Origin of the sequence: Actinoplanes sp. NPDC051859, from assembly GCF_044452725.1 — a bacterium.
Taxonomy (GTDB): Bacteria; Actinomycetota; Actinomycetes; order Mycobacteriales; family Micromonosporaceae; genus Actinoplanes.
The window spans coordinates 250,440-265,707 of the sequence record NZ_JBITBX010000006.1 but is presented as its reverse complement, the minus strand read 5'-3'; the positions used below and the strand labels follow the sequence as shown (position 1 = coordinate 265,707).

Annotated in this window: 18 protein-coding genes; 7 read left to right on the top strand and 11 right to left on the bottom strand. The window is 67.7% G+C overall.

Annotation, left to right across the window (positions count from 1 at the left end):
* Positions 1-63: 63 nt before the first annotated feature.
* The 4 genes from ligD (ACIA1L_RS17910) to ACIA1L_RS17895 are packed head-to-tail and all read left to right on the top strand — an operon-like array spanning position 64 to position 3,437.
* Positions 64-1,011 (top strand): non-homologous end-joining DNA ligase, encoded by a 948-nt coding sequence (gene ligD, locus ACIA1L_RS17910; protein ID WP_396073828.1) that lies wholly within the window; start codon positions 64-66, stop codon positions 1,009-1,011.
* Positions 1,004-1,915, top strand: coding sequence for a non-homologous end-joining DNA ligase (ligD, locus tag ACIA1L_RS17905; protein ID WP_396073827.1), 912 nt, complete (start codon positions 1,004-1,006; stop codon positions 1,913-1,915). Before ligD (ACIA1L_RS17910) ends, ligD (ACIA1L_RS17905) begins: the two co-directional genes overlap by 8 nt.
* A 32-nt stretch (positions 1,916-1,947) precedes the next feature.
* Positions 1,948-2,289, top strand: a complete 342-nt coding sequence (locus ACIA1L_RS17900) for a PadR family transcriptional regulator (RefSeq protein ID WP_396073826.1) — start codon at positions 1,948-1,950, stop codon at positions 2,287-2,289.
* Positions 2,286-3,437, top strand: a complete 1,152-nt coding sequence (locus ACIA1L_RS17895) for an HAAS signaling domain-containing protein (RefSeq protein WP_396073825.1) — start codon at positions 2,286-2,288, stop codon at positions 3,435-3,437. Before ACIA1L_RS17900 ends, ACIA1L_RS17895 begins: the two co-directional genes overlap by 4 nt.
* 88 nt (positions 3,438-3,525) lie before the next feature.
* Here ACIA1L_RS17895 and ACIA1L_RS17890 read toward each other — a convergent pair whose 3' ends face one another.
* Complete coding sequence (locus ACIA1L_RS17890; RefSeq protein ID WP_396073824.1) at positions 3,526-4,065, bottom strand: type 1 glutamine amidotransferase domain-containing protein; 540 nt, start codon at positions 4,063-4,065, stop codon at positions 3,526-3,528.
* 27 nt (positions 4,066-4,092) lie between these two features.
* Positions 4,093-4,563 carry a DUF2231 domain-containing protein gene (locus ACIA1L_RS17885; protein ID WP_396073823.1) on the bottom strand — a complete coding sequence of 157 codons (471 nt, stop codon included), beginning with the start codon at positions 4,561-4,563 and terminating at the stop codon, positions 4,093-4,095.
* A 507-nt stretch (positions 4,564-5,070) separates the two neighbouring features.
* Here ACIA1L_RS17885 and ACIA1L_RS17880 point away from each other — a divergent pair.
* Together ACIA1L_RS17880 and ACIA1L_RS17875 are read left to right on the top strand one after the other, a co-directional pair.
* Positions 5,071-5,511, top strand: coding sequence for a DUF6232 family protein (locus ACIA1L_RS17880; RefSeq protein ID WP_396073822.1), 441 nt, complete (start codon positions 5,071-5,073; stop codon positions 5,509-5,511).
* Between the two features lie 528 nt (positions 5,512-6,039).
* Positions 6,040-6,237: a DUF397 domain-containing protein gene (locus ACIA1L_RS17875; RefSeq protein ID WP_396073821.1), complete on the top strand. Its 198-nt coding sequence runs from the start codon at positions 6,040-6,042 to the stop codon at positions 6,235-6,237.
* A gap of 57 nt (positions 6,238-6,294) precedes the next feature.
* Here the strand turns inward: ACIA1L_RS17875 and ACIA1L_RS17870 are convergent, their stop codons facing one another.
* From ACIA1L_RS17870 to ACIA1L_RS17845, 6 genes are all read right to left on the bottom strand, one after another.
* Positions 6,295-7,425 (bottom strand): geranylgeranyl reductase family protein, encoded by a 1,131-nt coding sequence (locus ACIA1L_RS17870; protein ID WP_396073820.1) that lies wholly within the window; start codon positions 7,423-7,425, stop codon positions 6,295-6,297.
* A 38-nt stretch (positions 7,426-7,463) separates the two neighbouring features.
* Positions 7,464-8,057, bottom strand: a complete 594-nt coding sequence (locus ACIA1L_RS17865) for a DUF6226 family protein (protein WP_396073819.1) — start codon at positions 8,055-8,057, stop codon at positions 7,464-7,466.
* A 62-nt stretch (positions 8,058-8,119) separates the two neighbouring features.
* Entirely contained in the window at positions 8,120-8,320 is a 201-nt protein-coding gene (locus ACIA1L_RS17860; protein ID WP_396073818.1) for a DUF397 domain-containing protein, read from the bottom strand.
* Between the two features lie 183 nt (positions 8,321-8,503).
* Positions 8,504-8,722: a DUF397 domain-containing protein gene (locus ACIA1L_RS17855; RefSeq protein WP_396073817.1), complete on the bottom strand. Its 219-nt coding sequence runs from the start codon at positions 8,720-8,722 to the stop codon at positions 8,504-8,506.
* Between the two features lie 30 nt (positions 8,723-8,752).
* Positions 8,753-9,622: a helix-turn-helix domain-containing protein gene (locus ACIA1L_RS17850; protein WP_396073816.1), complete on the bottom strand. Its 870-nt coding sequence runs from the start codon at positions 9,620-9,622 to the stop codon at positions 8,753-8,755.
* Between the two features lie 216 nt (positions 9,623-9,838).
* Positions 9,839-10,279 (bottom strand): DUF6232 family protein, encoded by a 441-nt coding sequence (locus ACIA1L_RS17845; protein ID WP_396073815.1) that lies wholly within the window; start codon positions 10,277-10,279, stop codon positions 9,839-9,841.
* A 702-nt stretch (positions 10,280-10,981) separates the two neighbouring features.
* Between ACIA1L_RS17845 and ACIA1L_RS17840 the strand changes: the two genes are divergently transcribed.
* Positions 10,982-12,073, top strand: a complete 1,092-nt coding sequence (locus ACIA1L_RS17840) for a helix-turn-helix domain-containing protein (RefSeq protein ID WP_396073814.1) — start codon at positions 10,982-10,984, stop codon at positions 12,071-12,073.
* A 77-nt stretch (positions 12,074-12,150) separates the two neighbouring features.
* Here the strand turns inward: ACIA1L_RS17840 and ACIA1L_RS17835 are convergent, their stop codons facing one another.
* The 3 genes from ACIA1L_RS17835 to ACIA1L_RS17825 form a co-directional block, all read right to left on the bottom strand.
* A complete protein-coding gene (locus ACIA1L_RS17835) occupies positions 12,151-13,137 on the bottom strand; it encodes a peptidoglycan-binding protein (RefSeq protein WP_396073813.1) in 987 nt (328 codons plus the stop codon).
* A 99-nt stretch (positions 13,138-13,236) separates the two neighbouring features.
* Complete coding sequence (locus tag ACIA1L_RS17830; RefSeq protein WP_396073812.1) at positions 13,237-14,244, bottom strand: peptidoglycan-binding protein; 1,008 nt, start codon at positions 14,242-14,244, stop codon at positions 13,237-13,239.
* Positions 14,245-14,264: 20 nt separating this feature from the next.
* Positions 14,265-15,254, bottom strand: coding sequence for a penicillin-insensitive murein endopeptidase (locus tag ACIA1L_RS17825; protein ID WP_396073811.1), 990 nt, complete (start codon positions 15,252-15,254; stop codon positions 14,265-14,267).
* Positions 15,255-15,268 lie beyond the last annotated feature (14 nt).

Below are 15,268 nucleotides of genomic sequence, written 5' to 3'. Positions count from 1 at the left end.
CGATCAAGGATTGCATTACTGAGACGCCTGCGTAAGGAGTTCGACTCTGCCTAAGGTGATCGAGTGCCGGGTGCGCCGTTGTCCCCTATGCTCGCCACGGCGGGACCGCTCCCGGTCGGCGCCGGGTGGAGCTACGAATTCAAGTGGGACGGCGTCCGCGTGCTCTCCTCGTTCCAGGGTGGGCCGCCCCGACTGTGGGCTCGTACGGGAACCTCGGTGACCCCCGCCTATCCGGAGATCGCCGCGCTGTCGTTGCCGCCGGATTCGCTGCTCGACGGGGAGATGGTCGTGCTCGATGCGGCTGGCCGGCCGTCCTTCACCGCGTTGGCCGAACGCATGCATGTCCGGGACACCAGCAAGGCCGTCCGGCTGGCTGCCGCGCTGCCGGTCACGTACATGATCTTCGACCTGCTCCGGTACGGCGGCGAGTCGCTGCTCGACCTCCCGTACGCGCAAAGGCGCTCGCGTCTCGAAGAGCTGGACCTGGGCAGCGGACCGTGGATGGTGCCGCCGGCCTTCACCGACGGCGCCGCGACCGCGGCCGCCGCGCGGGAGAACCAGCTGGAAGGCGTCATGGCGAAGCGGTTGGACACGCCCTACGTGCCGGGCGCCCGCTCGCCGGACTGGGTGAAGGTCAAATTCGACCGGACCGGTGACTACGTCATCGGCGGATGGCGGCCGGGCGCGCGCCGACTCGGCGGGCTGCTGGTCGGCGTCCCCGGCCCGGACGGCCTGCAGTTCCGGGGGCGGGTCGGCGGCGGCATCGGCGCCGCAGCGGAACGCGACCTGCTGGCCGCACTGGCGCCGATCGCCCGTCCGGAGTCGCCGTTCGCCGCCGGGGCCGTGCCGCGGGAGGATGCTCGCGGCGCCCATTGGGTACACCCGGAACTGGTGGTCGAGGTGCGCTACGGCAACCGCACGCCGGACAAGCGGTTGCGGTTCCCGCGCTTCCTGCGGCTGCGGCTGGACAAGACGCCTGCGGAATGCGCGGAGGAGGATGACGATGGCTAAACCCGCCGAGCGGTTCGCCGTGCAGATCGAGGGCCGGGACCTGGAGCTGTCGAACTTCGACAAGCTGATGTATCCGGCGGCGGGGTTCACCAAGGGCGAGGTCATCGACTACTACACGCGGCTCGCGCCGGTGCTGCTGCCGCATCTGCGCGGGCGGGCGCTGACCCGGATCCGCTATCCCAACGGCGTCGAGGGCGCGCACTTCTTCGAGAAGAACGCGCCGGGCGGCACCCCGTCCTGGGTACGCCTGGAGACACTGCCCGTGCCCGGCTCGACCAAGTCCCGCGAGACCATCGACTTCGTGGTGGTGGACGACCTCGCCACGCTCGTGTGGGTAGCCAACCTCGCGTCGTTGGAGCTGCACACGCCACAGTGGCGAGTCGGCGAGGATCCCGACCTGCTGGTGGTGGACCTGGACCCCGGCGCGCCCGCGGGACTGCGGGAGTGCTGTGCGGTGGCGATGCTGATGCGGGACCGGCTGGGCGAGGACGGGCTGAGCGCGTACCCGAAGACTTCCGGCAAGAAAGGCATGCAGCTATGCGTGCCCATTTCCGGCACCCAGGATTCCGAGACCGTCTCCGGGTACGCGAAGCGCGTAGCGGAAGAGCTGTCGGCGCAGGTGCCAGGTTCGATCACGGCGAAGATGGCCCGCGCACTGCGACCCGGCAAGGTGTTCATCGACTGGAGTCAGAACGCGGCCGCCAAGACGACGGTCGCGCCGTACTCGCTGCGAGCGCTCGAATCGCCGACTGCCTCTACGCCGTTGAGCTGGGCGGAGGTGGCCGCGATGGCGCTGGGTGACGAGCCCGCGCGGCAGTTCGGCGCCGCAGAGGTATTGACGCGGGTCGAGGCACAAGGCGACCTCCTCGAAGATCTGTTGGAGCCGGGTCCGCCAGTGCCTTGAGGTACCTTGCGACGCAAGGTACCGTGTGCCGCATGGCAGAAGTCGCGAAGCTGTCGACCGGCCTGCGCCGCGGCACCCTCGAGTTCTGCGTCCTCGCCATGGTCGAGCACGAAGACCGCTACGGCACCGAGATCGTCCGGCGCTTCGGCGACGAGATCAACCTCGCCGCCTCCGAGGGCACGATCTATCCGCTGCTGTCCCGGCTGCGCCGCGTCGGCTGGCTCGACAGCAAGTGGAGCGAATCGCCGGCAGGTCCGCCCCGGCGCTACTACGCCCTCACCGACAGCGGCCGCTCGGCGCTCGAGCACTTCCGCACGGAATGGGTGTCCTTCCGGCAGACCGTCGACCGTCTCGTAGGGACCGGTGACCAATGAGCAGCCACGACATCGTCGTCGCCGAGTATCTGCGCGAACTCGAGCAGCGCCTGCACGGCCTGCCCGTCCTGCAACGCCGCGAACTGCTCGGCGACCTCGCCGCGCACATCGAGACCGAATGCTCGGACCGTGGCGTTACGACCGAGGCCGCATTACTTCAAGTCCTGGAGCGACTCGGTGCCCCCGAGGTGGTGGCAGCTGCGGCCTACGAGGAGGCCGGCCTGCCGATACCGCCGGCGCCCGAGCCGGGCGCGGCCGCCGTCCCCGGTCCGTCCGCCGCAGTCGCTATCCCCAGCACGTCCAGCGCGACCGGTCTGACAAGCACACCCGTCGCGACGAGGTCTTCCACCGTGCCCGTTGCAACTGGCGTCGGATCCGCAGCGGTGGGGACGGTGACGGTTGCGGCATCCGCGCGGTTCGCTGGGCGAGCGGAGCGGACAGCGGCGATTGGCAACGCGGACTTCCTGGCGGCTCATGTGCCCCCGGTGTCCGCGCCTATCCCCCCGGTGTCCGCGCCTGTCCCCCCGGTGTCCGCGTCGGTGCTCCCACCGCCCGATGTGCAGCCGAAAGGCCGCCCTGGCCCGTTCCCGCCGCAAGGTCCGTTCGCGGTGGGAACGCCGGCTGGATCGCGTCAGCACGTCGCGGGCGCCAGCTCGGGAACGCCCAGCTCGCGCCCGCACGATCCCGGCTTCGGCCCGGGGCAGCCCGGCGTTGATGCGGCGACGGGTTTCGGGTGGTCGCATGCGGGTCCGCGACTCGATTCCGTTCCCCCGTTTGTGGGTGGGCCGCCCTTCCCACCGCCTCCGCCGAGGAGCACCGACTCCACCACGTGGATGCGGGTGGTCCTCGGCGGGGCTGCTGTGCTCGCGGTGATCGTGATCCTGGGTTGCCTGGGTGGGGCGCTCATGCTGCGCAGCGCCGAATCCGACGCCGGCCCCATCGTGGAACAGCCGGCTCAGCCCATCGCCACGATCTTTCCGGCCGAACCGGAACCACCCGCCGAACGCGCCGATGCCGAACGCGCCGATGCCGAACGCGCCGGTCAGGCCGAAACTGCCGAACGCGCCCAGCCAACTGATCGGCTCGATCCGCTGCAGCCGCCCACCGAGGAGCCACCACAGCCACCGGCGCTGCCGCAAACCCCGTAGAACCGCGGCCCACCGACTCTGCCGACCTCATAGCCGCGGCCGCTGAGCCCTCCGCCCTCGTGAGCCGCGGCCACCGGCCTGCGATTCGTCAGCCGGCGATTGCTTCGATCATCTTGTCGCAGAAGGCGGGCAGATCGTCGGGCTTGCGGCTGGTGATGAGTCCCTGGTCGACGTGCACCTGCTCGTCGACCCAGGTCGCGCCGGCATTGGCTAGGTCGGTGCGCAGGCTCGGCCAACTCGTGAGGGTGCGGCCGTCGACGACACCGGCTTCCACCAGCGTCCACGGCCCGTGGCAGATGGCGGCCACCGGCTTGCCGGCTGCGAAGAAGCTACGGACGAACTGGACCGCGTCCGGGTCCGTACGCAGGAAGTCGGGGTTAGCGACCCCGCCCGGCAGCACCAAGGCGTCGTACTGGTCCGCGGCTACGTTCTTGACCTGCTTGTCCACCGAGTAGGTGCCGGCCTTGTCGAGGTGGTTGACGGCCTGAATCTCGCCGTCCTTGATGGACACCAGTTCGGCCAGCCCGCCGGCCGCTTCGACGGCCTTGCGGGGTTGCGTGTATTCGATCTCTTCCACGCCGTCGGTCGCGAGGAACGCCACGCGCTTTCCCTTGATCGAGGTTGCCATGTCGGTCCTCCTGCTCGGTGCGAAGTGTCAGTAGCTCCGGTTCCCGGCCTGGGGGCGGGCAAACGCGGCGGGGCGGCGATTCACGAGCTCACCGCCGTACCAGGCGCTGAAGACGGCACCGCCCAGGGCGAGGAATTCGATGGCGAGCAGGCCGCCGCTGGCGACTCGTTCAGGGCTGCGCATCCGCACCATCAGGACCACGGCGAACAGGAGCAGCACTCCCATGTTGGCGAGACCGTGCAGAACGCCGATGCGCTTGGCGGGGGTGCCGTGTGGCACGAGCATCAGGTCGATCGCTCCCGCGAGGGCAGCGAGGATGCCGCCGATGAGACCGGCGACGACATTCCAGTAGGCCAGCGAACCGAGGATGGCGGGGCCGCCGAGCAGATCGGCGAGGTCAAAGAGGACTGCCATGGCGAAGAGGCCCAGCGGGAACATGACGAGGACGGGTTGGACCGCCTGGCCGGCGATTCTGAGTCGGCTCTGATGGGGTGGCACTGACCCTCCTTCAGATTGCTGGTGTCGTCCAACCTCACCGGCCCTACCCGGCCCGGCTGGTGACGAAACCGCACTCCATTCTCGGGCAGCGATCGCCCCGGAGGCGGACAGAACGGGTGGGTGCTTCGGCGCATTTTCTCCGGCTACTGCGGGCCGACGCAGGAAATTTTTGCCTCGGGTGTCCCGTGCTGGAGGATTCTGTTCGCGCAGGTCACCCTCCTTACGCACGCCCGCCAGGCACGACTCAGCCGGCAGGCAATCTGCGATATGGCAACTTGAAGTGTGGCGAACAGCCGGGTGGCGTGCTGTACTGAGGAAGGCAACACAGCGAAGCCGATGGCAAACAAGCAACGGCACCCGGCGGCAACCGGGTGCCGTTGACGCCATTCCACTTCGCGACGCACGGATTCAGCTCGGTGACATACGAGCGAGGCGGGGAATTCTCTCTGCGCCAATGGTGGCTCGCCTTCCCTCCTCCTCGCAAGGAGTCGGGAGGGGGAGTTCGTCATGCGCCTCTACTACCGTGGCCCGGACGCGATGGTCACCAGCGAACACTTCGTCCACCGTACGCCCACGACGACCCGGGCATTTCTGATCCGCGACCTCCGCGACGTCTGTATCACCAGCGTCGAGGACCCGGGAACCCCGGCCGTCGCCGCCCTCGCCGCGATGGCGGTCATGCTGGTGGCGGCCATTCCGCTGGGGAAATTGTCGCCCCTGTACGCGGTCGGATTCCTCGGCCTGTCCGGCTTCGGACTCGCTACCGCAGCCCTGCTGCGCCGCAGTCGCCCACGGACGTGGATGCTGCACGCGATCTATCACGGCCAGTCGGTCGAGCTCTACGCATCCCGGGATGCACGGGTGTTCAACCAGGTCAGCCGGGCGCTGCGGCGAGCCATCGAAGACGTCCGGCCGCCATCGTCCTGGGACGACTTCGCCGCCGCCTGAATTCACCCGGGTGGTACCCCTCCCCGTGACAACCCTCTTTTCGATGAAACTTGCAGCCCACCTTGCTCGTTTTGCTTAGGCAGTGGCAGAGTGAGCAGCGACCTCGCTAGCTGCCTAGTGGCAACCAGCGAGGTAGCAGGTTAGTTTCGCCACCGCTTCCACTTCGACGTCGAAGGACCCATGGCTGAGGTCGTCTCGCCACCCGTCGTACGCACCACGGTGCGTCCGGTGCCGCGCGACGCACACGCACTGTGCCACCTCGTACCGTGCGACCTCGCCCTGCGTCAGGTCGCCGATGGCCGGCACCACTTTGTCTTCGCTGACGGGCTAACCGCCGAACCGGCATGCGCGCCCTGCCCGACCCAGCGAGCTCGGGAACAACGGTTGAGGAAGCCGACACGATCGGCTTCGCGTTCCTCACCACCATCCCGTCGCGTCCGCATACGGACGGGCTCGGCGGGAGTCGGCGACACGATCACCATGTGTCACGCAGACGGAACTGACGCGGATGAAGAATCGGAGCGACATTTGAATACCATCGCGGTGCCCCAGTGGCGCAAAAGCACCTACTGCAGTAACGCTACTTGCGTCGAGGTCGCACGGGTCGAAGACAACTACCTGATCCGCGACTCCAAGAGCCCGGCCATCGCCCCGCTGACGTTTACGGCGGAAGAGTGGACGGCGTTCGTACGCGGAGTCAACGAGGGACAGTTCGCCTTCGAGTGATCTGTTGACTCAATAGTGAATGGGTGCGCGCGACCTCGGCAGCGAGGTCGCGCGTCCTCAACTCAACAGGCCGACCGCCGCCCGGACCGGAGCGCGCCGCAACACGTCGGCCATCGACAGCTCGCCCCGGCAGGAAGCCTGGAAGGCGCGCCAGCCCGGCGGGGTAGCCATCGCCGCGTGCATCAACCGCGGATGCTTGGTGAAGAGTCGCAGGAACCGGCGCCCGGCAGCCATCTCCGGCGCCAAGTGCCGCTCCACCAGCCGTTCATATTCGCCAAGGTCAGCGGGAGTCCGGGTGCGCGCCGCCACGTCACCCGCCCAGGTGCCCGAGCGCAGCGCGAAGCTGATCCCCTCCCTGGTCCACGGCTCCAGCAGTCCGGCCGCGTCCCCCACCACGATCACTCGGCCCCGGCGCAGTGGCGCGGCGGCGTCCCGGCACCGGGTCAGGTGGCCGGAGTCGCGCAGCACCGTTCGCTCGCTCAGACCCAGCCCGCGAACGAACTCCGCCAGATATCGCTTGGTCTCGGCTCCCTGCCCCTTCGCCATGATGACACCCACCGTGAGCTGGTCATCTTTAGGGAAGACCCAGCCATACGACCCGGGGATATAGCCCCAGTCGAGCAACACCCGGCCTCGGTAGGAAGCGCGGTCCCCCGGCGTCGCCGCCAACTCCAGCTCCAGGCCAAGATCCTGCTGCGCAAAAGTGACACCGACATACCGCGAGGTAATACCGGCCGAGCCGTCAGCGCCGATCACCGTACGGGCGGAGAGCACTTCTCCGTCGGCGAGCGTCACCCGGGCCGCATCGGCGTCTTGATCCACCGACCGGACTTGCGCGTTCTGTCGCACCTCGGCACCTGCCGTACGGGCGGCCCCGGCCCAGGCGAGATCGAAGTCGTCCCGCCGTACCATCGTCAGCAGCGGGCGATCCGTGGCCCGGCGGGTGAACGACCGGCGGCCCCGATCGGTGAAGGTGATCGCGCTGACCGTGTCGCGGGACGGGACGTCCAGCCGGGCAGCCGCCCAGGACAATGAGGTGCCGATCAGGCCGCCGCCGCAGGTTTTGTAGCGCGGATGTTCGGCGCGTTCCAGCACGATCGTGCGCGCCCCGGCCAATGCCGCCGCATGGGCAGCCGCCAGGCCACCGGGTCCCGCACCGACCACGGCCACATCCCACTGTGCTACCACGGCGGAAGCCTATCCAGCTGATCCGCGGTTCACCCAGCTCAGGTTCGGTTGCGCCCCTCCGGCGCACGCCGGGTCCAGGGCGCCCACCGCACCGCCGCGGCGAAACCCTCCCGCCGGGCTGCCCGGGCTTCCCGGCTGTCGACGGGCTCCTGGCGGCTGGTCCGCAGGTCGCGGCCGATCAGCCGGGTTTCACACCAGGACGACCCCAGGCCGCGGCGCATGCGTTCCCACAGTCCACCTTCGACATGGGCGTCCACCCTGGCCCGAAGGCCGGCGATGAGCCGCTCCGGGTCTTCTTCGCCGTCCTCGCCGGCCGGCATGGCTTCGACGAACCACCGACCGAGCCGCAGCACGATCCCCGGGAAATCGGTAAAGGCCACGGCCAGCGGACCCGCCGCGGGATGTCGCGGAATGAGCCGGACCGTCCGCACGTGTTCGGCGCCGGGCAGCGGACCGGCGGGTTCTTTCGTTTCCCGCCGGTCCACGACGTACTGGTCGGTCAGCTCGTCGAGCAGCACCTCGGCAGCCTCATGCAGCACGTAATAGCGCGCACGACCGGTGAGCGTCACCGGCTCGTCCGGTGCGCTGACCTCGCCGCGGTACAGATCTCGAGGCGGCACAGAGTCCCCCACAGGAAAAGTATGCCGCTATTACCCCTTGATCAGGCAACCTTCACGAGATCGCCGGTGGCCGCCTAGCGATCGAACTCGCCCCGCTTGACCGCGGCGGCGAACGCAGACCATTCCTCCGCAGGGAAACGAAGGTGCTGCTGCTGGGGATTCTTGGAGTCACGAACAGCGAAATCGTGTCCGATCTTGGCAACCTCGACGCAGCTGGTGGTTCCACATCTGCTGGCGCGCCGCCAGACAACCGTCTGCTCCGTTCGGTCACTCATGCTTGCTCCTCCGGGTCGGTTCCGCGAAATCCACGGTAGGCGAATCCCGGGTGGGAAGGCAGCAGGCAAAAATGAGTGAACCACGATGACTATGACGAATCGCGGTTAATTGAACGATATGGGCGGTGGATTTGTCCGACCTGCAGCTACTTTGACACGTCTTCCGCGCCGAGGCCGACCGGCTCAGCGATCGAATTCACCTGCCAGCATGCCCGCACGGAAATCTTGCCACTGGATCGCCGAGAACGAGAGAGCGGGGAGATCAGGCTGCTTCGAATCGCGAATGAGATAACCATCCTCGACTCGGGCCACTTCCACGCAAGTGCTGTTCGCGCACTTGCTGCTCTTGCGCCATGCGGGCACGCCGTTCATCGTTCGCCTCTCACACTGCAACCTGCCCACGTGATCCACTATGAGCACGCGGGCTCATAGTTATCGGGGTTCCCGTTGGCGGACTGTGGCGGCCGCTTCCGAGTCTGTTCTCTTCCGGATGAAGTCGATCGTGTCTGCTTCATCAAGAGCTTCCTGCCACACCCGGTCGTAGCGGATGCGATGCCGCATGGTGGTGGCCTTGGCCTCGATCACCTCGTCGGAGAGGCCGTTCTCGTGATACAGCAGCATTCCCTCGTCGTCGACATCAAGGGACAGAAGATCGAATGACGCGTTATTGGTGACCGGCGCATCCAGCGTAAACGGCACCATGCGAAGCTTGATCGCGCCCTCGGTCGCCAGCCGCTGCAATTCTCGGAGTTGCTCCGTGAAGACGGCGGCCCCACCAAGCGGGCGCATCAACACCGACTCGTCCAGCAGCACGAACAGTTCAACGGATCCGACCCGGGAAAGTAATGCTTCCCCACGGCGCTTACGCGCCTCCAGCACGGCTTCGATCCGCTGCTCGGGCATCTCGCCGACGTACAACTGCATCAGCGCTTTCGCGTACGCCGGGATTTGCAACGGACCGGGAATGAAGTAGATCGAGAAATACCGGATCGCGGTGGCCTCGGCCTCGTACTCGATCAATTTCCGGTGGGCGTCGCTCAACACGTCCCGAAACTGGGGTTTCTGATGCCACGCCTGCCGTTGTCGGGTCCGGGCGATCCGCGCGTCGACCAGCAACGCGGCGATCACCGCCTTGTCCTTCACCGACAGGTAGTTGAGCAGCGGCCGCAGGTCGTTGGGGGCGATCGTCACGTCACCGTTCTCGATCCGGATGACCTTGCTGAGCGACCACTCCATCTCGTCGGCCACCTGCTGCTGGGTCAGACCGGCGTGCTCCCGCGCCTCGCGCAGCGCCAACCGCACGCGTCTGCGTGCGACGGTAGGCGAGACAACCTCAGCCATGAGTCCTTCACCGTCGGAGTCGAAAGATGTCCAGCAGGCAACATGCAACCTCGCTGACTGCCAGCAGGCAGTCAGCGAGGTTGCGCGTCAGCCTAACCATGGTCTTATCAGATAGTGCGATCGGGCGGGCAAGATTCATTGAACTGAGATAAATCACCGGGAGTCAACCGGCGGCATTCAAGCCACTACCAAGCCGCGCAGGTCACGAGGGTGTCGCGAATCCTCCACCGCTCGGCGCAGAGCCCGAGCGACCTGGTTGAACACCCGAGCATCCGCCGCTGAGTAGATGGTCACTCGCTCGCCGCGCAGGTGCGCCTGGAGATACCACAAGCGAGTCCCTCGGCGGCGGGTTGCCGCCACGGATCCAGCAAGGACACTCGCCAAAGAGCCCGCGAGCAAGGCAACAACCACTCCCCCGAGGGTCCAACCGGCGCCCGTAAGAGTGACGACAGCGGCCATCGCCACCAGCGCCTCGACCGGACCCGAGCTTCCGGGCCGACCGCGCACCAACTCGATGTCGCGCAATTCCGCTATGACGAAAACTTTGTCGGAAACGGCTCGCCAAACGAAATACTTTTCGGTCACAACCGCGTCTGGGCCACGATAGTAGGTGCGCATCCGGCCGAACTCCTTCCGCACTGTCGGCAGGGGAAGGAAACGGGCCGCGAACCGCGACCGGAGAGAATTCCCGCCCTGCATCGCACGCCGGAGATTCGGACGACGCGACAGCCGGTTGCCGCCACCTGTCGCGCCTGGTTCCGAACCTCCCCCTGACTGCCTGCGAGCAGTCAACCACAGCCACCAGGCCGACCGCCATAGCTCAAGTTGCTATATGGCAGATAGCGCGGAAGCTCTCTCGACGGACGGCCCCTGACCTGCGAACTGTCCACGCGGACGTCACCCACGCACCCACTAGCCGCCACCGCCGGCCGCTCGAGGCCGGTCCACGCCACGCGAGAAGTGTTCACAATCGCGTACTTCACACTCTCGCCAGCTCCCCGCAGAAACGGCAGGATCCGACATCCGACCTTTGCCATCAATTCGTCCTTCGACGCCGGTGAAATTTCACTTCTGTCCACTATGCAACTCGGACAATCGCCGGGCTCGCGTCCGTCCGCAATGAACTGCACCAGCGATCCACGGTGATGAGTGCGGACCGGGTAGCGCGAGATTCAGGTTGTTCCGTTACAGTCGCCCGCGGCGTACCGCCGTCGGCGGTTTCGCCGGGTTGCGGAGCAACCGCCGGGATGACGACGCGTGGGGGCACCGTCGCCCCTGCCGCCTTCGTAGCCCAACGCTGCTTGACGTGGGGGAACCGTAGTGTCAGTTGATCCCGTTCAGGAATTGGCCGAACTGCTGCAGCGGCTGAAGGGGCGGACCGGGCGGAGTTACGAGGCGCTGGCCCGCCGGGCGAACCTGAGCCGATCCAGTGTGCACCGGTACTGCTCCGGCGCCGCCGTGCCAACCGACTTCGAGAGTTTGAGCCGGCTGGGCCGGGCCTGCGGGGCGACCCGTGACGAGCTGCTGGAGCTGCACCGCCGCTGGGCGTTGGCGAGCGCAATGCCGCGCGACACACCGCCCGGTGGGATGCCGGTCATCACCGTGACCCTGCCGGACAAAGAGCCGGGCGCCGGGGTGAGCACCTTGGTCGTCGAAATGGAAGCGCCTGCCCAGGCCGAGCCCGAAGCCGTTGTCGACAGCGAGGCAGCGACGCCTCCTCGACGCCGGCTACCGCGCAAATACCTGGTGGCGACGCTGGCGCTCGCCATCGTCGGCACCGCGTCGACGGCCGCCGTCGCCGCCAAGCACTGGACCGGCGAGGGCGGCACTCGCACCGTGGGCGCCACCGCCCCCACGGACAGTCGGCTGCTCTTCACGCCGGCTTGCGCCGATCCGGTCAGCATGGGGCAGCAGGACGAATGCGTCCGGGAGGTGCAGAACCTGCTCCTGAAGGCCGGCACCACCATCGGCGTCGACGCGTCGTTCGGCCCGCAGACACTGCGCAAGGTCACCGCCTTCCAGGTGCTCGCCGGGCTGCCCACCAAGGGAGTGGTCGACAACCCGACTAAGGAGGCCCTCTACGCCGGACGGACCTCCATGAAGACCTGGACCCCTGAACAGGTGGAGAAGCGGGTCCGCCAGGTCTTCAAAGAGAAGGAAAACCAGAACCTGGCCGTGCGGATCGCCCGCTGCCAGTCGTACCTGGATCCGCACTGGGTCACGCCGAACACCAACGGGACGCGCAACTGGGGCGTCTTCCAGCTCGCTGACGTCGCGCTCGACCGCTACCAGGGCACGCCCCTCAAGGCATTCGACCCCGAGTGGAACATCCAGATCGCCCGCAAGCTGTGGGCGGAGAACAAAGACTTCCGGCACTGGCCGGCATGTCTCAAGGCCGCGCAACCCGCCTGAGTTTCTTCCGTACGGGTTCGACCGGTCGCCGTGGAAGTCCTGCCTCCCACGGCGACCGGCCACCCCCGTCCGCGGACCTAGGCGGTCCGCCCTACCAACAGCTGCCACAGAGTCGGCGACACGATGCCGTCGGTAGGTAGCTGACTTTCCTTCTGGATGGCGCGAACCGCCGCTGCGGTCCGATCGCCGAACGCACCGTCGACCTCCAGGCCGTACCCGAGCGCGTTGAGTTGGACTTGCACCGCCTTGACGGCGTCGCCGCGGTCTCCCGGGCGGACCGTGCGGATCAGCTTCGACCAGGACATCATGCCGACGATGCCGTCCGCGGTCGCGGAATTCGCGGCCTGGAACGCCTTCACCGCCGCCTCGGTGCCGGGGCCGAACTTGCCGTCCGTGTCGACCGGGTGGCCGGCGGCGGTGAGCAGATGCTGGAGGCTTTGCACGTCCACGCCGCTTGCGCCACGCTCGGTCTTCGGCCAGCTGGCGGGCTGGGTCGCCTTCGTCCACCACGTGGTCTGCTTGGCGGCGCCGGCCCGGCTGAAGCTGAAGTGCACATGGTCGGTGTGGGCGCTCTCCCCGCTGTACGGCCGCCACCCTTCCGCCGCCTTGTACGAGCCCCAGATCCGCTTGTTCCAGATGATGTACATGATCCCGGTACGCCGGGCCATGGCGTGCTTGTTGCCGTTGCTGTCCGTGGCGAGCAGCCAGTTCAGGAACTCGTCGACCCGGGCGCGGTCCGCACTGTTGTTCGCGTTGACCCGCCAGTCCCAGGCGCGGCCTTCCTTGTGCTCGCTGCCGCCCTCGGCCGAACACTCGCGGACGATGCCAGAGTCGCCGGTCATCGGGTACTGCCGCAGGACCAGCTCACGGAAGCCGGCGACGCCCGGCTTGACGCTCGTGTCGCAGGTGTTCTGCGGATCCTCGGTCGCGTACGCGTCGATCGCGGCCGGGAAGACCGGGGTGGCCGGCGCTGCCGCGTGCGCGGAACCGGCGGTGCTGAGCAGGGCGGCGGTCACCAGCAAGGCCGCACCGCCCCAGCGGCGAAAAGTGGTGGAGAGGTGCACATCGGTCCTTCGGGTCTGAGCTGAGGTCTGAGCTGAGGGATCCGGCGGCCGCAGACGGGGGCATGACTGCGGCCGCCGGACGGATTTGCGTCTGGCGAATTACCAGGCGCAGTGGACGTGGGTGCTGTGGCCGGCGCTGCCGGGGCCGAGCACCTCGGTGGCGCCGTACGCGCGGCACGCCGCCATGAAGCCGGAGTGGTCAGCGCCGCTACCCACGCGCCGGCCGTTGATCGTGTCGACGTCGAAGGCCCGGCCGCGGTAGTGCCGCGAGTTGCTGCTGTGGTCGCCGCCCGCGATCGCGGTGACCCGGTAGCTGTAGCCCCGCTCGGTGTCGAGCTTGACCATGCCGCGCAGCATGTTGATGTTCAGCGTCACGCTCTGCACGCCGACGTCGCTCCACGGGCTGGTCTTCGCGGCCCGGCCGGCAGCCGTGTCGACGATGTTGGACCGCGCCGTCGACGCCGAGTGGTTGTTGCCGCTGACGTGCGTGGTCAGCAGGACCGAGTCCGGGTCGTCACGCAGGTGCTTGGCCAGGTCGGCGCGCGTACCGCCGCCACCACCGCCATCGTTGTTGCCATCGCCGGCGTTGTTGACCAGGGCGCGCCAGGTGTTCGGGCCGATGATGCCGTCCTGGTCGAGACCGGCCTTCTTCTGGAACGCCTTGGTCTCCTTCGCCGTGTCCGGGCCGAACTTGCCGTCCACGTCGACGCTGTAACCGTTCGCCTTCAGCTGGGTCTGCGCGGCCTTCACCGCGTTGCCCGAGCCGCCTTCCTTGACCTGGACGACCAGCTTCGCCCAGGTCAGCGGACCGACGTCACCATCGGCGGTGAGGCCCTTGGCGCTCTGGAACTTCTTCACGTTGGTGTCGGTGTTCGGGCCGAAGATGCCGTCGGTGTCGGTCGCGTACCCGTAGTGGTTCAGCAGGTACTGGATCGCCGTCACGTCGGCGCCCTTGTCGCCCTGGTTGACCGTCGGCCAGCCGTCCGAGGCGGCGGCCTGCACTGCCGCGAGGTGGAGGGCGGGGGTGCCGGCCTGAGCCGGAACGGCACCGAGCAGGCCCGGGGTGAGCGCGACCAGGGTGGCCGCGGCGAGGATGGTGCGTCGCATCGTTACTCCTGATTGAGGGGTCAGCACTTGTACATGGCGTTCGGGTGGGCCCGTTCGCAGAACCTGATGTGCAGGTGGTTGTCGTGGTTGTCGTACTTCGAGGTGAGCCCGGCGCTGATCAGCTCGGGATCGTTGAAGTAGATGAACTTGATGTGGCCCGGCGCGGCGGCACGGATTTCGTTGACGAGCTTCCGCGTGGCCGCACGGTCGTATGTGGACGAACGCCAGGTGATCCGGCCGCCGGTGCACTGCGCGTTGTCCGTACGGATGGGCCAGATGTCGATGTCCATGCCCCGCTCGTGACTGGCGTGCCCGTCGATGTCGCCACCGTGCTCGAAGCTGGCGTCGCCGACCGGGAGCTTGCCGTTGCCGGTGCCGAAGTTGCGGGCAGCGGCCTCGAGTTGGGCGACCGCCGCGGCGGTGCCCCAATTGGCGGAGGCGTTGCCGTCGGGGTTCTGGTCGCACATCGTCCCGGCGAAGTTGACCTTCTCGTAGTGCCAGACCAACTGCTTCCACGTGTTCGGACCGACGATGCCGTCAGCACCGATCCCGGCGTGCGTCTGGAAAGCCTTGACGGCACGGTCGGTGCCACCGCCGAAGTCACCGTCGACGCCGAGGCCGGCGGCACGCTTGGCGTTCAACAGCGTCTGAACCGCCTTCACCGCCGGACCCTTGTCGCCCGACCGGACGGTCTTGACCAGCTTCGACCAGGTGTCGTTGCCGACAATGCCGTCGTCACCGAGGCCGGCGGAACGCTGGAAGGCCTTGACGGCGTTCTGCGTACCCGGGCCGAAGACACCATCGGTGTCCACAGTGGCTCCGTGCGCCACGAGCAGATACTGCAGTGCGATGACGTCGGTACCACGGTTACCGACGCTCTGGGGGTGGAAGTACGCGTCCGGCGCAGCGTGCGCGGCAGTTCCGGCGCCCAGCAGCGTGGCGAGGGCGACCCCTAGCGCCAGCGCCAGCCGGACCGGACCGCGACCACGGAAGAGGTGGCGGGACAGCATGAAACCTCTATTCA